20 protein-coding genes and 1 pseudogene are annotated in these 20707 nt (G+C 46.3%); 14 read left to right on the forward strand and 7 right to left on the reverse strand.

Annotated elements, in window-relative coordinates; genetic code table 11:
• The first annotated feature begins 62 nt into the window (after positions 1–62).
• Both KHN79_RS14455 and KHN79_RS14460 read left to right on the forward strand, forming a co-directional pair.
• Entirely contained in the window at positions 63–806 is a 744-nt protein-coding gene (locus tag KHN79_RS14455; RefSeq protein ID WP_182010578.1) for a dienelactone hydrolase family protein, read from the forward strand.
• A 165-nt stretch (positions 807–971) separates the two neighbouring features.
• Positions 972–1841, forward strand: coding sequence for a LysR family transcriptional regulator (locus tag KHN79_RS14460; protein WP_182010579.1), 870 nt, complete (start codon positions 972–974; stop codon positions 1839–1841).
• Positions 1842–1899: 58 nt separating this feature from the next.
• Here the strand turns inward: KHN79_RS14460 and KHN79_RS14465 are convergent, their stop codons facing one another.
• From KHN79_RS14465 to kdgR, 3 genes are all read right to left on the reverse strand, one after another.
• Positions 1900–2610 carry an exonuclease domain-containing protein gene (locus tag KHN79_RS14465; protein ID WP_182010580.1) on the reverse strand — a complete coding sequence of 237 codons (711 nt, stop codon included), beginning with the start codon at positions 2608–2610 and terminating at the stop codon, positions 1900–1902.
• 3 nt (positions 2611–2613) lie between these two features.
• Positions 2614–4476 carry a DUF294 nucleotidyltransferase-like domain-containing protein gene (locus tag KHN79_RS14470; RefSeq protein WP_182010581.1) on the reverse strand — a complete coding sequence of 621 codons (1863 nt, stop codon included), beginning with the start codon at positions 4474–4476 and terminating at the stop codon, positions 2614–2616.
• A 79-nt stretch (positions 4477–4555) separates the two neighbouring features.
• The gene (kdgR, locus tag KHN79_RS14475) at positions 4556–5338 is read right to left on the reverse strand and encodes a DNA-binding transcriptional regulator KdgR (RefSeq protein WP_182010582.1); all 783 of its coding nucleotides are present in this window, start codon (positions 5336–5338) and stop codon (positions 4556–4558) included.
• 255 nt (positions 5339–5593) lie between these two features.
• Here kdgR and kduD point away from each other — a divergent pair, with 255 nt between their 5' ends.
• The 7 genes and pseudogenes from kduD to KHN79_RS14510 all read left to right on the forward strand — a co-directional run bounded on the left by kduD (position 5594) and on the right by KHN79_RS14510 (position 10547).
• Positions 5594–6355, forward strand: a complete 762-nt coding sequence (kduD, locus tag KHN79_RS14480) for a 2-dehydro-3-deoxy-D-gluconate 5-dehydrogenase KduD (RefSeq protein WP_182010628.1) — start codon at positions 5594–5596, stop codon at positions 6353–6355.
• Between the two features lie 15 nt (positions 6356–6370).
• Positions 6371–6898 (forward strand): YgjV family protein, encoded by a 528-nt coding sequence (locus KHN79_RS14485; RefSeq protein ID WP_182010583.1) that lies wholly within the window; start codon positions 6371–6373, stop codon positions 6896–6898.
• Between the two features lie 7 nt (positions 6899–6905).
• A pseudogene (locus tag KHN79_RS14490) lies at positions 6906–7227 on the forward strand (cupin domain-containing protein).
• Between the two features lie 40 nt (positions 7228–7267).
• Positions 7268–7903 carry an RpiB/LacA/LacB family sugar-phosphate isomerase gene (locus KHN79_RS14495; RefSeq protein WP_182010585.1) on the forward strand — a complete coding sequence of 212 codons (636 nt, stop codon included), beginning with the start codon at positions 7268–7270 and terminating at the stop codon, positions 7901–7903.
• Positions 7904–7978: 75 nt separating this feature from the next.
• Positions 7979–8884 carry an alpha/beta hydrolase gene (locus KHN79_RS14500; RefSeq protein WP_182010586.1) on the forward strand — a complete coding sequence of 302 codons (906 nt, stop codon included), beginning with the start codon at positions 7979–7981 and terminating at the stop codon, positions 8882–8884.
• Positions 8885–8982: 98 nt separating this feature from the next.
• Positions 8983–9912, forward strand: coding sequence for a sugar kinase (locus tag KHN79_RS14505; protein WP_182010587.1), 930 nt, complete (start codon positions 8983–8985; stop codon positions 9910–9912).
• Positions 9913–9923: 11 nt separating this feature from the next.
• Positions 9924–10547, forward strand: a complete 624-nt coding sequence (locus KHN79_RS14510; RefSeq protein WP_182010588.1) for a bifunctional 4-hydroxy-2-oxoglutarate aldolase/2-dehydro-3-deoxy-phosphogluconate aldolase — start codon at positions 9924–9926, stop codon at positions 10545–10547.
• Between the two features lie 301 nt (positions 10548–10848).
• Here KHN79_RS14510 and KHN79_RS14515 read toward each other — a convergent pair whose 3' ends face one another.
• Positions 10849–12576 (reverse strand): transporter, encoded by a 1728-nt coding sequence (locus tag KHN79_RS14515; RefSeq protein ID WP_182010589.1) that lies wholly within the window; start codon positions 12574–12576, stop codon positions 10849–10851.
• 131 nt (positions 12577–12707) lie between these two features.
• On the opposite strand from KHN79_RS14515, the gene KHN79_RS14520 reads away from it, so the two are divergent.
• The 3 genes from KHN79_RS14520 to KHN79_RS14530 all read left to right on the forward strand — a co-directional run bounded on the left by KHN79_RS14520 (position 12708) and on the right by KHN79_RS14530 (position 16853).
• The gene (locus tag KHN79_RS14520; protein ID WP_182010590.1) at positions 12708–13382 is read left to right on the forward strand and encodes an oligogalacturonate-specific porin KdgM family protein; all 675 of its coding nucleotides are present in this window, start codon (positions 12708–12710) and stop codon (positions 13380–13382) included.
• 467 nt (positions 13383–13849) lie between these two features.
• Positions 13850–15619 (forward strand): sodium:solute symporter family protein, encoded by a 1770-nt coding sequence (locus KHN79_RS14525; RefSeq protein WP_182010591.1) that lies wholly within the window; start codon positions 13850–13852, stop codon positions 15617–15619.
• A 67-nt stretch (positions 15620–15686) separates the two neighbouring features.
• Positions 15687–16853 carry an oligogalacturonate lyase family protein gene (locus KHN79_RS14530; RefSeq protein WP_182010592.1) on the forward strand — a complete coding sequence of 389 codons (1167 nt, stop codon included), beginning with the start codon at positions 15687–15689 and terminating at the stop codon, positions 16851–16853.
• 60 nt (positions 16854–16913) lie between these two features.
• Here the strand turns inward: KHN79_RS14530 and KHN79_RS14535 are convergent, their stop codons facing one another.
• Together KHN79_RS14535 and KHN79_RS14540 are read right to left on the reverse strand one after the other, a co-directional pair.
• The gene (locus KHN79_RS14535; protein ID WP_182010593.1) at positions 16914–17687 is read right to left on the reverse strand and encodes a siderophore-interacting protein; all 774 of its coding nucleotides are present in this window, start codon (positions 17685–17687) and stop codon (positions 16914–16916) included.
• Positions 17688–17816: 129 nt separating this feature from the next.
• A complete protein-coding gene (locus tag KHN79_RS14540) occupies positions 17817–18401 on the reverse strand; it encodes a LysE family translocator (RefSeq protein ID WP_182010594.1) in 585 nt (194 codons plus the stop codon).
• Positions 18402–18526: 125 nt separating this feature from the next.
• Between KHN79_RS14540 and KHN79_RS14545 the strand changes: the two genes are divergently transcribed.
• A complete protein-coding gene (locus KHN79_RS14545) occupies positions 18527–18967 on the forward strand; it encodes an Lrp/AsnC family transcriptional regulator (RefSeq protein WP_182010595.1) in 441 nt (146 codons plus the stop codon).
• A gap of 205 nt (positions 18968–19172) precedes the next feature.
• A complete protein-coding gene (locus KHN79_RS14550; RefSeq protein ID WP_182010596.1) occupies positions 19173–20351 on the forward strand; it encodes a lytic polysaccharide monooxygenase in 1179 nt (392 codons plus the stop codon).
• A gap of 44 nt (positions 20352–20395) precedes the next feature.
• Here KHN79_RS14550 and KHN79_RS14555 read toward each other — a convergent pair whose 3' ends face one another.
• Positions 20396–20707, reverse strand: coding sequence for a cupin domain-containing protein (locus tag KHN79_RS14555; RefSeq protein WP_182010597.1), 312 nt, complete (start codon positions 20705–20707; stop codon positions 20396–20398).

Genomic DNA, 20707 nt, shown 5'->3' on the forward strand with positions numbered 1-20707 from the left:
CCTTTTGGCCTATGTACTAAGCTTCCTGCGTACCCCTTCAAAAAATACAAAAAGGAATTACTATGAAAATCAAGCTCATTGGACTGGCACTTTTATCAGCTATTGGCTGTTCATCTGCTCTTGCCGGTGAAAATATTCTTTATCAGGTAGACGGTAACTCCTATGAAGGTTATTGGGCGAAAGTGGATGACAGCGCCCCGTTAGTCCTTCTGGTTCATGACTGGGATGGTTTGACCGATTATGAAGAACAACGCGCGGATATGCTAAACAAAATGGGCTACAACGTATTCGCTGTTGATCTGTTTGGTGAGGGTGTCAGACCTACCAAGATGGAAGACAAACGTCAGCACACCGGCGCACTTTATCAAGACCGGACCAAATTAAGACGACTCATGGTTGGCGGGATGGATGTCGCCGGAAAACTCGGTGGTAACTTAGATAACACGGTAGTTATGGGCTACTGTTTTGGCGGCGCTGCGGTGTTGGAATCAGTGCGTGCGGGCATGAAAGCCAAGGGATTTGTTACTTTCCATGGCGGGTTACAGACCCCTGAAGGGCAAAGTTACGGTATGAGTAAGTCGCCGTTGTTAATTCTGCACGGCACAGCCGATGACGCCGTGACGATGCAAGATTTTGCGCAACTGGCCAGTGAACTGGAATCACAAAAGATCCCGCATGAAATGATTACTTACGGCGGCGCGCCGCATGCGTTCACGGTTTGGGGTTCTGACCGCTACCGTAAAGATGCCGATGAGAAGTCCTGGCAGGCGTTCTCGAACTTTTTAGCTGAAAATACCAAATCTTAGTTAGCGTACTCTAAAACTTAAGTGGCCATCTTTATGAGAAAGATGGCCTTTTTAATTTATTCTTCGTTCGATAAGTTTTGATTTGCCATGGTCTACAGAGAAGTTTCTCCCAAACTGGGTTTGTGTGACAATGTTGTCAATACATAGACTTACGGAAATAGAGTAATGGCGAATTGGGAAGGGGTTACTGAGTTTGTCGCAGTGGCAGAAACAAACAGTTTCACAGGTGCTGCCAGTAAACTGAAAACATCGGTTGCGCAGATCAGTCGCCGGGTTTCTGCACTTGAACAGCGCTTAGCAGTAAAGCTGTTACATCGTACAACGCGAAAAGTTTCTCTTTCCGAGGCTGGGCAGCTTTACTATCAGCAATGCAAAAACCTGCTGGAAGGGTTAGAACTGGCCGAGCTGGCGGTGACTCAAATGCAGGCGGAGCCTAAAGGTGTACTGAAAGTCACTGCGCCGGTTACTTATGGCGAAATGAATCTTGCACCGTTACTGCACCAGTTTCTGGAAAAGCACCCACAGGTGAATCTGGACTTGGTTCTGACTAATCAGAGGCTTGATCTGATTGAGCAGGGGGTGGATGTTGCTATTCGTCTTGGTCGCCTGCAAGACTCTAGTATGATTGCTAAACGCCTCTCTTCCCGTCAAATGCATGTTTGCGCCAGTCCCGGTTATTTAGAGCGGTTTGGCGAGCCTCATACGCTCTCAGAGCTTGGACGTCATCAATGTCTGGTGGGGTCCGTCGATTACTGGCATTTCAAAGAGCAGAAAAGGGAAAAGTCCTTGCGGGTTTCGGGGCGAATTAAATGCAACAGCGGATTTGCCCTGGTAGATGCGGCTAAACGCGGACTGGGTCTGGTACAGCTACCGGATTATTACGTTCAGGAAGCATTAGACTGTGGAGAACTGGTCGAAGTACTTGCTGACTACCGTGATGATCGGGAGGGTATTTGGGCACTGTACCCGCCAAGTCACAATCTTTCGCCAAAAGTGAGATTGCTCATCGACTTTTTGGCGAAAGAGTTAGCTTGACCTGAACTAGCGAATCCGACTGCGCTGATTGGTTTTGACTATTTCGGGGTGAGGTGAATTACCGCATTAACTGGCGAAGCGTAACATAAGGTAGCGCAGAGAGCTTTTTACTCTGTACTAAAAACAGCTCCGCACAGGCTAATGCATCACTGGCGGCAGAGTGAGAGTGGTAACCGGGTAGATTATAATGGCTGCGTAAATCATCGAGCTGATAGCTGGTATGAGCGCCAGTTTTACCAGCGTAGCTGAACTGCTTTTCTATCTGCAAGGTGTCGATGTAATAAGTCGGCAGTTCGTCCAGTTGATAGCGGGTAGCAAAATAATGCTGAATAAACGCCTCTTCAATACAGCAGCCATGCGCAAGAACAATTTTGCCTTTAATCCGCTCAAGAAGATGGCTCATACCCTCATCAATCGCTAAGCCATGCGCTAAGTCTTTTGGGGTTAAGCCGTTTATTTCTGCACTTTCTGGTTTGATGAACTGTCCGTGACAAATAAACCATTCTTTTGCACTGGCTATATCAATGCCTTCGAGCGTGAGGTCGACCACGCCAATGGATAATATCTTATCGCCTTTTGCGTCAACACCTGTTGTCTCAAAGTCCAGAGCGACGAAGCTGAGCTCATTCATCGGGGTTTCCCAGTCAATCAACGGGTGCTTTAAGTAACTTTGCAAGGCGCTCGGCCAGGTGTCGATAATATCTATTGCCTGACGTTTTTGTTCCGGACACTGCGGAGCTTCCAACCGTTTAAATAAGCGCTTAATCATGGTTTATCCTTTGAGATACTTCAGTTTCGCTACATCCTGCAGTTCGCTGATGATCTTAAACGCATCTTTGAGGTGTTTACGTTCAAAGCTGCTGAAATCATCAGGTGCAATATGGTTGTCGGGTGTCGAGCCGTTCAGAATGGCGTTCAACTGATGGCGAAAACGTACCTGAGTAATAAACCGGTATGCGCCGATGATGTTTTCCACGCTGTCTTTCGACAGTGTTCCGTGCTCGGCCGAGTAACGAAAACGCTCTTCAGTCCCCGTTAAAGAGCCGCCGGCAGAAAGACTAAAGATGCGGGCCAAATCGATGATCAGATTTAATGCGTATTTTTTGATGTTTAAGGTATTGCTGTTTTCACCGCCTTTTTCCAATACTAAGTGATTGAAAATGCCCAGTGGCGGTTGAGTGTCAATGGCATCGCGTACTAGAGCAGGGATAAAGTTTGGACTTTTCTGGATGCATTGATGCAGGTGTTGCTGGATCTGGTCAACAAATTCGCGGTTACCGTGAATCGCGCGTACCTCTAAAAACACACTGATGCTTAGCAGTTTGTTGTATTCCGGGCTGGCTACCCATTTCTGATAGTACTCTTTCCACACGCGTACAGGCTGACACCACTGAGGCGAGGCGGCCATATACTTACCATCACACAGTGGATAGCCACAGGCGGCTAAACCATTACAAACACGCATCGCAAGATGTTTGAAGTAAAGTTTATCTTCTTTTGTTGCGTCATCGGAAAGGACAATCGCGCTGTCCTGATCTGACAGCATGTGAACTTCATTGCGCGCGTGAGAGCCTGCAACAATCCACGCATAGTCGCACGGTGGAGGACCGAGTAACTCCTCGCTCAGCTGAATGATACGTCGGTTAAAGGCGTCCATGATCATTGACATTACACGCCCCTGGATTTCTGCGCTGACTCCGCTTTCGACCAAGGCCTGGAATATCGTTTGCTTTTCTTCCCGTAGCGAAGCCAGCGCGTTGATGGACTGCGCATATTTGATTTTTTCGATCAAAAATAGCGACTGCGTTTTGTGGTTATGAACCAAATGGGTTGTGGTCAAAAGTCCGGTCACTTGACCATTTTTTAACACTGGCAGACAGCGGACGTTATATTGCAGCATCAGCGAGATCGCCTGCATGACTTTGTCATCGCTTTGCACCAGTACCGGTGAAGTATTCATCACCTCAGAAATAGGCCTGTTGGTATCGATTTCTTTTGCCACCACACTTTTGGTCATATCGCGGTCAGTGACCATCCCTGCTATTTCACCGTTTCGCATCACAACGGCGCACGAGCTACGTTGCTTACCACACATGTTTTGCGCGACACTGCGGATTGAATCATTTACATCAACAATCGCGATATTTTCACTGGCGATCTCACCTACAGGGCGGAAGAAAAGCCCTTTATCCTCTTTACTGACGTACTTCACTGCCGAGCTTAAACGCAGGTTGGCTTGCGCGGCGAAATAGTCAGCGAACTCCGGATGTTCTTCGCTGATGAGTTTGAGCTCTGAGTGCGGGATCAGGTAGAGCAGGGAATCTTCAATCGCTTCGGCCTGATAGCCATCTTCCGCGTTTTGCAGTGGTTCGAGAAATGTAAAACCAAACTGGTCGTCGTGACCGAGACGAGAGCGAAGTTTGCCGTCTGAGGTTCGTTGCTCAATGGCACCGGTTCGGATGATATAGAGGTATCGCTGGTCGCATAGCGCGCTAAAGCTGATGGTTTCACCTTTAACCAGATACTTCACTTTGACTGAGTTAGAGATGCTTTTAACCACGGAGTCTGGCAATTTATCAAAGGGGTCAATTTTGATTAAAAAGTCAAAGATGTTCGGAGTGACGGAAGTGCCCATGGTTAACCTCTAAAATGAACCGGTGTTTCACATTTGTTATGATTGTCAAAAAAAACAGCCTGCTGGCTGCTTTTTCAGATTATGCCGGGTAGTTGTTGTAACCCAACTGCTCAGAGATGTTTTTACCTGCCTGATGCAGCAATCCAACGTACTCTTCCATTCTCTCTTCTTCAAAACGAATAATCGGGAATGAAATAGAAAGTCCTGCAATGATTTGACCGAAACGATCATATATCGGCGCAGCGATACAGCGAAGGCCGGGTTCTTGCTCTTCATTATCTTCTGCATAGTGGAAATCACGAACTTTAGCCAGTTCTTCTAGCACTTGATCGGTGTTTTCCAGTGTTTTCGCTGTGTGTTTAACAAACTCAACATCGCTTAACACTTCACGGACAAAGCTTTCGTCGCGTTCAGAAAGCAGTACTTTGCCAATAGCAGTACTATAAAGAGGGTTGCGACGGCCAATGCGTGACTGCATACGAAGGTTGTAGCCAGAATCGATTTTGTGGATGTAAATGATCGCATTTTCATCCAAGGCTCCCAGGTGCAGAGCTTCATTAGTCAGCTCTGAGATGTGGCGCATCTCTTTGTCCGCCAGTTCAATCAGATCAACATACTCTAACGATTTTGCACCTAGCTCAAATAGCTTAAGAGTCAGGGAGTACTTGTCGTCTTCACCTTCCTGAGAAACATAGCCTAAAGATTTCATTGTTTGCAGAAAACGATAGGTTGTCGCTTTTGACATCATCAGTCGTTGTGAAAGCTCTGAAACACCGATGGACTTTTGTTCACCCAGCGCCTGAAGAATGTGAAACACTTTCAATACTGATGAAACTGCTTCAGGTTGTGTCGACTTTTCCATTGTTACCCCTTTGTTCGTTAGTTTGTTGCATTATATCGTCTAAAATATTTAGAACCAGTTTTTTTAAAATGCCTTTTCAAAAATTTGAAACCGCGCAATAGCGAACCACCAAAAAATAAGATCGCAATCAATATTTTTGAAACGCTTTTTCAAAAATATTTGCCAATGGTTTCTTTTTGGTTCAGTATGAATGCATACAAAGTGACATGGCTAAGTCGCCAAATCACAACATTACCGACTACTGAGGAAAACGACATGATTCTTGATTCATTTAACCTTGAAGGCAAAGTAGCCATTGTTACTGGTTGTGACACTGGCCTTGGTCAAGGTATGGCACTTGGTCTAGCTGCAGCAGGCTGTAGCGTTGTTGGCGTTAACTATGTTGAACCAGCAGAAACGATCGAAAAAATGAATGCAGCAGGTTACAAGTTCCTGGACGTTCGCGCTAACCTACTAAAACAAGACGATATTCCTAGCATCATCGATAGCACTGTGACTGAGTTCGGTAAAGTGGATATCCTGGTAAACAACGCAGGTATCATCCGTCGTGAAGATGCAATCGAATTCTCAGAGCAAAACTGGGATGACGTAATGAACATCAACTCTAAAACGGTTTACTTCATGTCTCAGGCTGTTGCGAAACAGTTCATTGCTCAAGGCACTGGCGGTAAGATCATCAACATTGCTTCTATGCTTTCTTTCCAGGGCGGTATCCGTGTACCTTCTTACACTGCATCTAAGAGTGCGGTTATGGGTATCACTCGCGCAATGGCAAATGAATGGGCTCGTCACAACATCAACGTGAACGCAATCGCACCGGGTTACATGGCTACTAACAACACTGAAGCACTACGTGCTGACGCTGACCGTAACAAAGCTATCCTAGAGCGTATCCCTGCTGACCGTTGGGGTACTCCAGAAGACGTTGCTGGTCCATGTGTGTTCCTAGCTTCTGATGCAGCTTCTTACATCAACGGCTACACTGTTGCAGTTGACGGTGGCTGGTTAGCTCGCTAATCCACTTGTGAGAAGGTGATTGTGGATACCACTTTATTGGCGCAAGCATTAGGGTTTATTAGTTTTGGTTTAGGGATCTCCGTCTTCTACCAGAAAAATGACAGGCTCTTAAAAATCTTAATGCTGGTTTTTAACCTCAATCACCTTCTTCACTTTTTATTACTCGGTTCGATGGTTTCTGCGCTCAGCGCATTGCTGTCGGCACTGAGAACGACCACGGCGATATTTGTCTCGTCGAAACGAGTTGCTGCTGTCTTTATTGCAATCAGTTTAGTCAGCGGTTTTTGGGTCGCAGAGCAATGGCGTGACCTATGGCCTATTCTTGGAACAGTCATAGGTACCTATTCCGTGTTCTGTTTATCCGGTATTCAGATGCGAATCGGCTTTTTACTGGGCGCATCATGCTGGTTAACCAACAATATTCTGGTAGGTTCTATTGGTGGAACTTTACTGGAAATGACCGTGATCGTAATGAATTCTCTGACGATATACCGTTTATATCGTCAGCAATCAGAGTCAATGATTAATCAATCAAGTTATTAGGTGAACCATGTTCGTATTTAACCAAGACATTCCCATGGAAGATCTCGGCGAAGGGATTTCACGCAAAGTACTAGCACACAGCGACAACATGATGTCAGTCGAAGTGCACTTTGAAGAAGGCGCAATCGGCCCAATGCACTCACACCCACATGAGCAGTTAACATACGTGCTGTCCGGTGAATTTGAATTCACCATCGGTGATGAGAAAAAAAATCGTCAAAGCTGGCGACACTATGTACAAACAGCCAGACATCGAGCACGGCTGTGTATGTCTGAAAGCGGGTGTTCTTATCGATACATTCACCCCAATGCGTAAAGATTTTGTTTAAGAATTGATTTTTGAATGCGGTTTATCCGCTGGAGTTATACATGAAAATTGCACTAATGATGGAAAACAGCCAGGCACCTAAAAATGCGATGGTTGCAGCTGAACTTAACACTGTTGCTGGTGGCCTTGGTCACGATGTATTCAACGTAGGTATGACTGACGAAAACGATCATCACCTAACTTACATCCACCTGGGTATTATGGCGAGCATCCTGCTTAACTCTAAAGCAGTAGACTTCGTAGTGACTGGTTGTGGTACTGGTCAAGGCGCTCTAATGTCAAGCAACATGCACCCTGGTGTAGTTTGTGGTTACTGCCTGGAGCCATCTGATGCATTCCTATTCAACCAAATCAACAACGGCAACGCTATCTCTCTTGCATTCGCTAAAGGTTTTGGCTGGGCTGGCGAACTGAACGTTCGTTACATCTTCGAAAAAGCATTCACAGGCGCACGTGGCGAAGGTTACCCAATCGAGCGTGCTGCTCCTCAGCAAGCTAACGCAGCGATCCTTAACGACGTGAAAGCAGCAGTTTCTAAAGATGTGCTAGAAGGTCTGCGTGCAATCGACCAAGAGCTAGTGAAAACAGCGGTAGGCAGCGCACACTTCCAAGAGTGCTTCTTCTCTAACTGCCAAGTGCCAGAAATTGCAGAATACGTGAAGTCTCTACTAGACTAATCACTCATTTATCGGGAAATATGTCAAAGCCAGCCGTTGTGCTGGCTTTTTTCGTTTTAGAGACGGAGATAGTTCATGCAGACAGCGCCGATCACCTCATTACAAACCTGGTTTCCAGGGAAGCAGGTTTTGCCCTTGTGGCCGAATTCCCAGTTATCTTCTCATATACAGCAATGCTACCAAGACAGGAGCGTTAATGCCGGCCTTTCAGATCGCGCGGTGTTTCAGGTAACCAATCCGGAAATCGTGGTGTTTGAGCCTGAAAAACCAAATGGCATCGGTATATTATTACTGCCGGGAGGCGGTTATCGACTTGTCTCTGTTGACAAAGAGGGAGTAGACAGTGCGCGCGTTCTCAATCAAGCCGGTTTTACGGTGTTTGTGATGACCTATCGCATGCCGGACGAAGGGCATGAGTTTGGTTCGATGACGACGCTAGCAGATGCTCAGCGAGGGTTGCGATTAGCCCGTCAACTAGCGCCCGATTTATCATCTGTTGGAGTACTGGGCTTTTCGGCAGGTGGTCACGCAGCCGCAAGCCTAGCGACGGGACACCAACAGGTAATTTATCCTTACCAGGACGAAGCCGACAGGTTATCTGCAAGGCCTGACTTTTGCGCCTTGATGTACCCGGTGATCAGTATGGACAAAAGCATTGCTCATATGGGCTCGCGCACCGAGCTGATTGGTCAATCACCATGCGAATCAGACATCATCCGGTTCTCGATGGAAAAGCAAGTAACGCTGGATATGCCCCCGTGCTTTTTACTCCATGCCAGTGACGATTCTGCTGTGAGCGTTGAAAACAGTGTCGTGTTCTGGCAAGCCCTACGCCAGTATGGCATTGCTACCGAAATGCACTTATTTGAAAAAGGCCAGCATGGTTTTGGTATTCGTGGTGCACAGGGATTACCTGTCTTGGTTTGGCCACAACTTCTCTCGGCGTGGTTACTGAACCTTACTCAGCAATACGTCAGATAGATCAAGCTCACGAAATAAATGAACCATTGTTTTATTTTTATTGTTTAGTGGTTTTGTAATTGCGATAATAGCGACATCAAATACTGAGGAGACCTTCCATGAACCCAATCAGTCGTGTTGCCATCATCGGTGAATGCATGGTGGAGCTGAAGAAAAATGACGGCGCACTAGAGCAAGGCTTTGGTGGCGATACACTAAACACTGCTGTTTACCTGTCACGTTTAACGAAACAACACGGGGTAGAAACCTCTTACGTTACGGGCTTAGGTCAGGACCCGTTTAGCCGTGAAATGCTGGCGGCGTGGCAGGACGAAGGTATCAATACGGATATGGTCTACCTTTCAGAAGACAAGGTCCCTGGTATTTATGCGATTGAAACCGCAGACGATGGTGAGCGTAGTTTCTTCTACTGGCGCAACGATGCGGCAGCAAAATACTGGCTGCGTGATCGCGCGCTGTTGTCATTAGTTAAAGAGCTTTGCCAGCACCAAATGATTTATCTGAGTGGTATCAGCCTGGCGATCATCTCCGATGATACACGTGAGATGTTAATTGAACTGTTGAAGCTGTGCCGTAAAGAAGGCGTGAAAATCGCATTTGATAACAACTTCCGCCCTAAATTGTGGCCAAGTATCGAACAAGCCCGCGAATTCTACTCTAAAATTCTGAGCGTAACAGACATGGCATTTTTGACTTACGATGACGAAGTCATGCTATGGGGCGACAAGCACGAAGACGAAGCAATTAGCCGCACGAAAAACTTTGGTGTTAAAGAGATCATTGTTAAGCGTGGCGCGGACGATTGTTTTGTCGTGACTGAAGACGAACAGCATACCGTTGCAGCAACAAAAGTCGATTCTGTAGTCGATACGACAGCGGCAGGCGACTCTTTCAGTGCAGGTTATCTTGCAAAACGTATTTTAGGCGGAGACATGTCAGAGTCTGCGCTGGCCGGACACAAAGTGGCTGGCACCGTTATTCAACATCGCGGCGCAATCATTCCAAGCGACGTGATGCCTACTATTTAAGGAACGATGAAATGAAAGACCTTAATCAACAACTTTCTGAAATTAAAGTAGTGCCTGTTATTGCTATCAAAGATGCAAACAAGGCAGTAAAACTGGCTCAGGTACTGATTGAAAACGGCCTGCCATGTGCTGAAGTAACATTCCGTACTGAAGATGCCGTACAAGCGATCAAAAACATGCGTCAGGCATACCCTGAGATGCTGATCGGTGCTGGTACAGTACTGACAAGTGCACAAGTTGATGACGCGATTGATGCTGGTGTTGATTTTATCGTTAGCCCTGGTTTTAACCCGACAACAGTAAAGTACTGTCAGCAGCGCAATATCGCGATTGTTCCTGGGGTAAATAACCCTAGCTTAGTTGAGCAAGCGATGGAAATGGGTCTACGTACTCTTAAGTTTTTCCCTGCAGAGCCATCAGGAGGCACGGCAATGCTTAAAGCACTAACTGCTGTATACCCGGTTAAATTCATGCCTACAGGTGGCGTGAGCCCGAGTAACGTCAAAGATTACTTGGCAATACCTTCAGTCTTAGCGTGTGGTGGTACCTGGATGGTTCCTGGCGATTTGATTGACAACGAGCAATGGGAAGAGCTGGCGAAGCTGGTTCGTGAAGTTGCAGGAATTATTGAATAATTCCTACCCCGGTTAGCACCGAAAAACTATCTCTGATAGTCGAACGATCTTTTGGGCAAATTGCCAACGCCTGCGCTCCACGCAGGCGTTTTTTTATTCTTAGTCATCCGCACCCATCCCCACTTTTCCTATCTAATCCCTTAGATACAATAACTCTGAACCCTTATTCCACGTTGACAGCTCAAAAAGCCTTGCGTGATATTGATTAATGCTTACCGCTTAATGTTCATTATCGGGGCAATACAGCGCAGTGATTTACAGAGCGCGACGATAATATCACGCTCTATAAGTGTCTGATTTATTATCGCTGCCAGACTCGTCTGGACTGTTTGGCAGGCTTGAGCAAGAACAAGCTGAACAGTAAAACGATACAGCCTATCGCGACAAAAATCGTTTGTGATGATTCGGCCAGTATGAATCCCGCTAGTATCAACAGTGTTCCGGCCGCTGCAGTAATTGAGCCCACATACAGGCCTTGTTTGTGATTGATCGGCGCTTGCTCTTCTTCACTGATAGGGGTTGCTAACTTTTGTCGGAGTGTGTTTCGGCTTTCTAAGACTGTCTCTGGTTCTTTGGAATAAAAGAGTCCGGTAAGTAAGAAGAAACCGCCCGTGACGATAATGTGGAGTGCAAGCGTCAGCACAATCGTCAGATCTTTGGTTTCCCGTGATGTCAGCGGCTCGGAAAACAGCCAGTTGACATCGAACACAAACATCATAAACAGTGATACCAAACATCCTACAATCACGGTTGCCCATCCAGACCAGTTCGGCGTTTTTATTGTGACAAGCGCCAGCAGGGAAGGGATGTTTATCGGCATTTGTATAAATGCCGCGAAGAAAATCATCATTTCAAACAGACTGTAAGATTTGACCGAGGCGAGCAACAAAGCGGTTACGGTGGCTAATAATCCCGATAATAAAGTCGCGACTTTGCCTACAATCAACTGCTGACGGCTGTCTGCATGCGGGTTAATCCAGACCTGGTAGAGGCTTTTCACCACGATCCCGGCGTTGCGGTTATGAGCAGATGAAAGCGGCGCTATTGTTGCTGCAACCAAGGCAACCATCACCAGTCCCAGAATTCCCTGCGGCATGTAGTTCTGAATGTAATAAAGGTAGGCAGCGGTATTGGCACTTTCTCCTAGAGCAGGATAAACGGCGAACAGATCGATTTGCTGCGCAGCTACGAACCAGGCCGGCATGAACCAGAGTACCGGAGCAACAATAAACAGTGCACCAGCGACGAATGCCGCTTTGGTGGCGTCTTTGTCATTTGCGGTAGTAAGAAAGCGATAACAGCTAAGCGTGTGATTGTTGTTCATTGTTTGCTGCAGCAACATTGCGATTGCCCACATGACAAAAAGAAACGGAATATTCATGTTCTGGCCATAAACAGGGTTTACGTGATCAAATATGGCCGCAGGCGTTTCAAAACGTTGTAAAGCTGTATAACCGATGACTAAGGTGATGGCTATCAGCAACACCAACTGAATGACATTGGTCACCGAAACTGTCCACGCACCACCGCTTACAGCAATCAAGGTGACGATCACACCCATAGCGATAATCGTGGTCGAGACGTCAATAGCAAAGACGGCAGAAAAAAATGAGGCCAGTCCGTTCATCCAGATTGCGCAGGCAATCAGGGTCAAGGGAAAGTTTAATAGCGTGAACAGTTGTTCTGATGCATGACCAAAGCGCACCCGAATCACTTCCATTGCGGTTTCAACCCGTAATCTTCGGTATCTGCGCGCAAAAAAGGCGGCCGCTAGGAAAAAGCCCAGGGGATTACCCCAAAAAATAAACATCACACTGATGCCGTCTTCATAGGCTTTGGCCGCAGCACCAGTAAAGGTCCATGCGGAAAACTGAGTCATAAAAGCGGTCGCTCCAGCCATCCACCACATCATGGTTCCTCCGCCCTGAAGGAAGTCATTTGACGAGTTAGAAAACCGGCGAAACACCCATGCAGCGATCGCAATGAAGAGCAGATAGATCATTACGATCATCGAATCTAATAAAGTCATGTGGCACAGCTCACGAAAAAATTAAAACACCGTTTCAAAGATCACAAAAAAATCCATAACCACTTTATTGGTATGTGTTTAAAGGTATATTAAAACAACATTCAGTATAAAATAAAATGGCGTTTCAAAAAATGAAAATTAAATACCTTACCTCTGCACTCCTATTAGCTATGGCCTCTGGTTTAGCCGGCGCTGCTACTATTGACGTTCGACATGAATTTGTGCCAGACCGTGATGGCGATGAGCATCGCGACCGTATTTACGTTTCTCACCGTTTTGCGAACCAGATTGGTTTCAGCGTGGAAGCGAAATGGAACTACAAAAACAGTGGCATGGCTGACGCCGGTCACGAAACGGGTTTAAGTTACCGTTACAAAGTAAACGACGCGTTCTCATTGACTCCGAGTATGTCAGTTGATGCCGGCTCATCTAGCTCAACCTTCAAATACAACCTGAGTGGTTCTTACAACCTGACGGATGAGTGGAACGTTGGTGCTCGTGTTCGCCACGGTTACAAAAACTCAGACGATTCTCGTTACAACCAGCTAAACCTGTACGTAAACCGTAAGTTCGACTGGGGCAAACTTGGCCTGGATATGGAATACAAAGATCTGCACGGCGGTGACGGCGGCTGGGAAAACAAAGGTCACGATCAGTTAATCGACTTCAAAGGTGAGTACAACAAGCTGGAAAGTGGCTTCATCCCGTTCTTTGCTGTCGCGGCGATTACAAACAAAGGTGACGGTTCAGATTACAAAGATGAGTACATCCCTCGTTTCCGCGTTGGTGTGAAATACAACTTCTGATCAGGAACCAGAGTCTGAGAACCACATTTTAGCTCTGTCTTTGTACGCCATTTGAGCGCCAGAGATAAACGCGACCGGTATGTACTTTGGCTCCATTAACCTGATATTTATTAACCAGATAACGGTTAATGACCAAGCGAGTCAGCTTATAGAACTCATCTAATAACACTAAACGAAGGGCTCGTGGGAGCCCTTTTTATTGGCTAAAAATTACTCGACAACGATCACGCTTTCATACTTCCGGACTTGTATGTGACATACCACTTTGTGATTAGTCTCAAACTATGTCCTTTCAAATATTGTGGTTAATAGGGGTTGGTTATTTACAAGCTACCCATTGTTGATCTCAGTCATGTTTGGGCGCAAAAGTTGAAAATTGAACCGTTGTTTTGATTTTTGTCTCAGTTCGTTTTGTTTTTTGAAAATATAATTTATCTAAATTAAAACAGCGTTTCGAGGATTCTATTATGGAATACGATTACTTAGTAATAGCAGGCTACTTTGCCCTGATGGTGGCAATCAGCCTGCTGTTCAAAAAGATGGCAAGTAACAGTACCAGTGATTACTTCCGCGGGGGCGGTAAGATGCTGTGGTGGATGGTTGGTGCTACAGCCTTCATGACACAGTTCTCTGCATGGACCTTTACAGGTGCAGCCGGTAAAGCATTTAATGACGGTTTTGCCGTTCTGGCGGTATTCGTAGGTAACATGGTTGCTTACGTGTTCGCTTACTTCTACTTCGCTCGTCGCTTCCGCCAGATGCGTGTCGATACGCCTACAGAAGGTGTACGTCGTCGTTTTGGTTCGACTAACGAGCAGTTCTTCACTTGGGTAATCATTCCGCTAAGCGTTATTAACGCTGGTGTATGGCTAAACGGTCTGGGCGTGTTCGCTTCAGCTGTATTTAATGCTGACATCATAACCACTATTTATGTAACGGGTGCGGCGGTACTGCTTATCTCACTACTATCTGGTGCATGGGGTGTGGTTGCGTCTGACTTTATCCAGACTCTGATTGTTGCGGTTATCTCTATCGCGTGTGCAATCGTTGCATTGGTTTATGTTGGCGGTCCTGGTGAGATCATCAGTAAGTTTGACCATGGTAATGGCTTCTTCGTTGGTCCGGATATGAACTACCCACTACTTATTGTTGGTTCGTTCTTCTTCTTCATCGTTAAGCAGCTTCAGTCTATCAACAACATGCAAGAGTCTTACCGTTTCCTTAACGCGAAAGATTCAAACAACGCAAGCAAAGCAGCGCTACTTGCACTTGGTATGATGATGGTTGGTGCAATCATTTGGTTCATCCCACCATGGGCAACTAACGTTCTAGTTCCAGATGCAGCAGAAGCTTACCCAGCACTTGGTGCTAAAGCTCGTGACGCGGTGTACCTAGTGTTCGCTCGTGAGTTCATGCCTGTTGGTACTATCGGTCTACTAATGGCTGGTCTGTTCGCAGCAACCATGTCTTCAATGGACTCAGCGCTTAACCGTAACTCTGGTATCTTTGTACGTAGCTTCTACGCACCTATCATGCGTAAAGGTGAAGCGACAGATAAAGAGCAGCTACGCGCAGGTCAAATCGCTTGTGTGGTTAACGGTATCCTAGTTATCTTGATGGCTCAGTTCTTCAACTCACTGAAGCACCTAAGCTTGTTCGACCTAATGATGCAAGTAGCGACGCTACTACAATCTCCAATCCTAGTTCCATTGTTCCTGGGTATCCTGATTCGTCGTACGCCGAAATGGGCTCCGTGGGCAACAGTTGTAGTTGGTATGTTCGTATCTTGGTCTGTAGTTAACTACTTCACTCCAGCGCGCGTTGGCGAGTGGTTCGGTATGGAAAACCTGACAGGTCGTGAAATGGGTGAGATGAAAACGATGATCACCATCGCAGCGCACCTATTCTTCACAGCTGGTTTCTTCTGCTTGACGACTCTGTTCTACAAAGAAGAAAAAGATCCGTACATCGAAGGTACTAAAGAGTTCTTCAACGATGTGGACACTGAGTGTGTTGCTGAAGAAGGTCAAGACATCGTTGACCGTATGCAACGCAACAAACTAGGTTCACTAGTAATGCTAATGGCTGGTGGTCTGACACTGATGGTACTGATTCCAAACCCACTATGGGGGCGTGCATTGTTCCTGGGTTGTGCGGCTGTCATCTTCACGGTTGGTTTCGCTCTGAAGAAGAGCTCAGGTCTAGAGTCTAACGAAGCATTAACTGCGACTCGATAAGCAAGAAATATAATACTATCCACTGCCAACGGTTTACGTTGGCAGTGTCATTGCGGAGAATTGAAATATGGCCAAAGGCGATATCATCCAACTATCTTTTGAAACTTTCACTGATAGCGATACGAACGTAAAAGTGACGCGTTTAACGCCGACTGACGTGATTTGTCACCGTAACTACTTCTACCAGAAGTGCTTTACTCAGGATGGAACAAAGCTGTTATTCGCAGGTGATTTTGACGGAAACCGAAACTACTACCTGCTAAACCTCGAAACGCAACAAGCGGTCCAACTGACAGAAGGTAAAGGTGACAATACCTTTGGTGGTTTCATTTCAACTGATGAGCGCTCGTTCTTCTACGTGAAAAATGAACTGAACCTGATGAAAGTTGATTTAGAAACGTTGGAAGAAACGGCCATCTACACCGTTGATGAAGAGTGGAAAGGCTACGGCACTTGGGTTGCAAACTCAGACTGCACTAAGTTAGTGGGTATAGAAATCCTGAAACGTGACTGGCAACCGCTGACGTCTTGGGAGAAATTTGCAGAGTTCTACCATACCAATCCGACTTGCCGCTTAATCAAAGTTGATATTGAAACTGGCGACCTGGAAGTGGTTCACCAAGACACTGCATGGCTAGGCCACCCGATTTACCGTCCATTTGACGATTCTACTGTTGGCTTCTGTCATGAAGGTCCGCATGATTTGGTTGATGCTCGTATGTGGCTGGTTAATGAAGACGGTAGTAACGTTCGTAAGATCAAAGAGCACGCAGAAGGTGAATCCTGCACGCACGAATTCTGGATCCCAGACGGTAGCGCAATGGCTTACGTTTCTTACTTTAAAGGCCAGACGGATCGCGTGATCTACAAAGCGAATCCAGAAACGCTGGAAAATGAAGAAGTGATGGTAATGCCACCTTGTTCACACCTGATGAGTAACTTCGATGGTTCTTTGATGGTTGGTGATGGTTGTGATGCGCCTGTGGATGTTGCAGACGCAGAAAGCTACGACATTGAGAACGACCCGTTCTTGTACGTGCTGAACACCAAAGCTAAGACAGCTCAGAAGCTTTGTAAGCACAGCACTTCCTGGGATGTTCTTGACGGCGACCGTCAGATCACTCACCCGCATCCGTCATTTACACCAAATGATGACGGTGTGTTGTTTACTAGTGACTTTGAAGGTGTACCAGCGATTTACATTGCTGAAGTGCCTGAATCTTACAAGCACTAATTAAACTGTAAACTCCTAACAAAAAAACGCCCAGAAAAATCTGGCGTTTTTTATTGATTATTAATCATTAGATTCTGCGTCTTCACGCTTAATCACTTTATGGCCGTCCTCGGAAACACCTTGTTTCCAGTAGCTGCTGATATAGATGTTATCTCGCTCAACTTCCTTTTCATTTCGGAAGTACTGACGCAGAGCACGCATCGAGTCGAATTCACACGCACACCAAACTGCTGGTTCGCCATCTAACCATTCCAGTTCACGGACCGCTTCTGCCAGAGTCTGTCCTTCCGTCAGCCAAATCAGCTCCATACTCGCCGGTGCGTGCAGTGGTTGAATGTCTGCTGCTGAGATGACGCTAATAACTGCATAGCCTCTTGCTTCCTCCGGCAAAGAACGGATTTTTGCTGATAAGGCTGGGAGTGCGGTCATATCGGCCGCCATAAAAAACCAGTCAGCATCGGTATTTAAGTTAGAGATCGTACCCGGGCCGACGATGTTAATTGTATCACCGTTTTGTACCGTCATTGCCCAGCGCGCAGCGAAACCGGATTGCAGATCTTGTGTTTCGTGACGGACAAAATCCACTTCGATGCTCGATGTTTCAGGATGGAAACGACGAATGGTATAGGTACGCATCAAAGGTCGACTTTCTTCTGAGAGTGGCTGAAGTTCTGTACCGCCAGTCTCGTTAAACAGCAGCTTAATATAGCCACCTTCACAGTCTTCGGGGAACTTACTCAGCGCGTCACCTTGTAAGGTAAGGCGCTGCATATTTGGCGTAATGGTTTCGCTGTTTATGACGACAACTTGTTTTGGTTGAGGTTTCTTTTTCATCTTTGCTTTCTCGATAATTATTCTCGTTTTCATTTGAGAATATCAATAACTCTCTTGAGAGAGTAGTGTCTTTAAACAAATTTACACTGTGAATTGAGAATGAAACTTCTGTGTAAGCACAACGTAATGTTAAATCATGGGTATTGTCGACAATAGAAGCAAAGCGGCCATGCCATAGTTAAAGCCCCTGACACGCTTGGGTGTGGTCAACCAGCGCTGAAGCTGCATACCTGCCGCTGTCCAAAATGTCACAGAGGGTAGGTTAGCTAAACAGAAGATGCCTGCAATAAAAGTGAGTTCCAACCATGCGGCTCCTGTGCTGTAAACGGTGACGGCCATGAGTGCCATTGACCATCCTTTTGGATTTACCCACTGGAATAAGGCTGCACCGATAAAGGACATCGGCTTAAAATCATTTTTTGTTTCTGCTTTATCACTGGTCGCGATCTTGTAAGTCAGATAAAGCAAGTAGCTCAGGCTGAGTGCCTTTAAGACCGAGTGGGTAACCGGATAGGCATGAAACAGACTCATTAAGCCAATACCTACCAAGATCAGCATCGCCCCAAAGCCTAATGTAATGCCTAGCATATGTGGAATAGTGCGCTTAAAGCCGACGTTCGCACCGGATGTCATCAGCATAATATTGTTCGGGCCCGGAGTGAATGTCGATACAAAAGCAAATAGCGCCAGTGCGCCTAATTGGTGGTATTCCATAGTACGTTCCTTAAACCAAAAATCGCCCTGTAGGCATCGTCTGAACAACAACTATAAGTAGAAACGCCATCAATATTGTGTTTTTATTGAGCTCAACCACTTTAAATCAGCAACAAAAATTCACCATGGATAGATTTGACGAAAGAATATTGCAAGAGCTCAAACTGGACGGAAGAATCTCCAACGTCGAGCTGTCTGAGCGGGTCGGATTGTCACCTTCTGCGACGCTGCGCCGGGTACAGGAATTAGAGCGCAAAGGCGTGATAAAAGGCTATCGGACAGTTCTGGACAGTCAGCAACTCGGTGTCGGTTTTGTTGCCTATGTTTCGATTGGTTTAGCCTCACACTCAAAACAGGCACAGCATGCTTTTGAGGAGCATGTGCGTTTTGTGAAAGAGGTAGTGGAATGCCACAACATTACAGGTGCTACCGAATATTTGTTACGAGTAGAAACGCGAGATTTAGCGTCTTATAAAGCGTTTCATGCGAATGTTCTCGGTGAGTGTGAACACGTTAAGGGGATCACGACCATGGTAGTGATGGATACACCAAAAGATGAACGATGAAGTTTTAATATTTGAAGTAAGTGAATTTGAAGTGACTCGAAAGAGTCAGTCGAGTATGAGATTGGCGAACAATTAATGATGGAAAGGGGATAGCACTCTTACAAATCATGTGTCGATTTGTAACATCTGGACAAATTCATCCTGCTAATTTTGTTAACACCCGCTGTGTTAGTGAGCGGAGTGTCAGCTAATTTAAGGATGAAAAATGAAATTATCGATATCTTTACCTCTTTTGAGCTTAAGTGCTGTTGCCGTGCTGAGCTCATGTAATGTCAGTGCTCATGGCTGGGTTGAGTTTCCAAGTGCACGTCAGCATACCTGTTATGAAGATGGTGGATTCTGGACTGATGAAATCCCGAATCAGGCGTGTCAGGCAGCTTATGATGAGTCCGGCGCTTTTCCATTTGTGCAGCGCAGTGAAATCTCGGCTAACGTGGCAAACTATCGTGATATGGCACATGTTCAGGCGGTGGTTCGTGATGGTGAGTTGTGTTCGGCAGGTGATGCCTCCAAAAAAGGTTTGAACATCCCTTCACCATACTGGCAGCGCACCAGTGTGACTCCGGATGCGAACAATCAGATTGAGCTGGTGTTCTACGCAAAGGCCGCACATAATCCGTCATACTGGGAGTTTTACCTCACTAAGCCAACCTACGATGCAACTCAGCCGCTTACCTGGAGTGATTTAGAACTGATAGATACCGCAGGTGATGTGTATGCTGATGCAGAAAAGATGTACCGCATTCCGGTCACGTTCCCAGCAGACCGCAGCGGTGATGCGGTTCTTTATGCCCGCTGGCAGCGTATTGATGCCGCTGGTGAAGGTTTTTATAACTGTAGTGATATCAACCTGAACGGTTCAGGAACCACAACGCCAACAGACCCCGTAGAGCCGACTGATCCGGTAAATAACCTGACATCGCTGGGTTATTTTGTTGAGCAAGGCTTCGGTCCGGTAGAGTCGGGCGATACGGTTCGCTTTAGAACATTTACTGCAACAGGTAGTGAAATTGTCGATATCTCTTTACCGATTAGCGCGAACAATACGACGACGTGGGCTGCTGAGCTGGCTGATCAGTTCAACGCACAGCAAACCGGTGAGTGGTATGTGGGCATCTGGCATCAGGAGATGAGCCACTACATGTTTAACAGTAGTAATATTTACGCGAACCAGGTACTGGCACCTAGCACAGACTTCAGCTATGCCTTGTCTCTGATTAAAGCAGACGTAACACCACCAGTAGAACCAAGCAACTTGTGGGATAAAGGCCTAGTTTACACTCAGGGTGATGTGGTGACACATGACGGTCAGGAGTGGACAGCACAATGGTGGACGAAAGGTGAAGAGCCTGGAACCACTGGCGAATGGGGCGTGTGGCGGTAGTTCTCAAAAAAAGACAAACCCTTCTCAGGTGAGAGGGGTTTTTGTTATTGATAAAATACCGCTAACCAAATCGTTGCCTGACCGGGATCAGTCCAGCTTACTTTGTGTTTGGTATGTGCGGGGATGTTAATATGATCGCCTGCTTCAAGATGTTTAATAGCGCCGTTTTCGAAGGTGAGTTCACCTGCTCCTTTTAACACAAGTACCCATTCGTGTTCTTTTTGATCGTACCAACCTTCTGCTGGTGAAGTTTGCCCGTGAGAGACGATGCGTTCAATGCGCAGTGTATCGTGACACAACAGATCTTCAAACGTTTCTTCAGTTATATCATCAGGTAAGTTTGCAAACAGGTTCAT

It is taken from the genome of Vibrio sp. B1FLJ16 (assembly GCF_905175385.1).
Taxonomy (GTDB): domain Bacteria; phylum Pseudomonadota; class Gammaproteobacteria; order Enterobacterales; family Vibrionaceae; genus Vibrio.

Bases quoted from the DNA above. Each gene is read 5' to 3' on its own strand.
- KHN79_RS14455 (WP_182010578.1), top strand. From the start codon at position 63: ATGAAAATCAAGCTCATTGGACTGGCACTTTTATCAGCTATTGGCTGT.
- KHN79_RS14460 (WP_182010579.1), top strand. From the start codon at position 972: ATGGCGAATTGGGAAGGGGTTACTGAGTTTGTCGCAGTGGCAGAAACA.
- KHN79_RS14465 (WP_182010580.1), bottom strand. From the start codon at position 2,610: ATGATTAAGCGCTTATTTAAACGGTTGGAAGCTCCGCAGTGTCCGGAA.
- KHN79_RS14470 (WP_182010581.1), bottom strand. From the start codon at position 4,476: ATGGGCACTTCCGTCACTCCGAACATCTTTGACTTTTTAATCAAAATT.
- kdgR (WP_182010582.1), bottom strand. From the start codon at position 5,338: ATGGAAAAGTCGACACAACCTGAAGCAGTTTCATCAGTATTGAAAGTG.
- kduD (WP_182010628.1), top strand. From the start codon at position 5,594: ATGATTCTTGATTCATTTAACCTTGAAGGCAAAGTAGCCATTGTTACT.
- KHN79_RS14495 (WP_182010585.1), top strand. From the start codon at position 7,268: ATGAAAATTGCACTAATGATGGAAAACAGCCAGGCACCTAAAAATGCG.
- KHN79_RS14500 (WP_182010586.1), top strand. From the start codon at position 7,979: ATGCAGACAGCGCCGATCACCTCATTACAAACCTGGTTTCCAGGGAAG.
- KHN79_RS14505 (WP_182010587.1), top strand. From the start codon at position 8,983: ATGAACCCAATCAGTCGTGTTGCCATCATCGGTGAATGCATGGTGGAG.
- KHN79_RS14510 (WP_182010588.1), top strand. From the start codon at position 9,924: ATGAAAGACCTTAATCAACAACTTTCTGAAATTAAAGTAGTGCCTGTT.
- KHN79_RS14515 (WP_182010589.1), bottom strand. From the start codon at position 12,576: ATGACTTTATTAGATTCGATGATCGTAATGATCTATCTGCTCTTCATT.
- KHN79_RS14520 (WP_182010590.1), top strand. From the start codon at position 12,708: ATGAAAATTAAATACCTTACCTCTGCACTCCTATTAGCTATGGCCTCT.
- KHN79_RS14525 (WP_182010591.1), top strand. From the start codon at position 13,850: ATGGAATACGATTACTTAGTAATAGCAGGCTACTTTGCCCTGATGGTG.
- KHN79_RS14530 (WP_182010592.1), top strand. From the start codon at position 15,687: ATGGCCAAAGGCGATATCATCCAACTATCTTTTGAAACTTTCACTGAT.
- KHN79_RS14535 (WP_182010593.1), bottom strand. From the start codon at position 17,687: ATGAAAAAGAAACCTCAACCAAAACAAGTTGTCGTCATAAACAGCGAA.
- KHN79_RS14540 (WP_182010594.1), bottom strand. From the start codon at position 18,401: ATGGAATACCACCAATTAGGCGCACTGGCGCTATTTGCTTTTGTATCG.
- KHN79_RS14545 (WP_182010595.1), top strand. From the start codon at position 18,527: ATGGATAGATTTGACGAAAGAATATTGCAAGAGCTCAAACTGGACGGA.
- KHN79_RS14550 (WP_182010596.1), top strand. From the start codon at position 19,173: ATGAAATTATCGATATCTTTACCTCTTTTGAGCTTAAGTGCTGTTGCC.
- KHN79_RS14555 (WP_182010597.1), bottom strand. From the start codon at position 20,707: ATGAACCTGTTTGCAAACTTACCTGATGATATAACTGAAGAAACGTTT.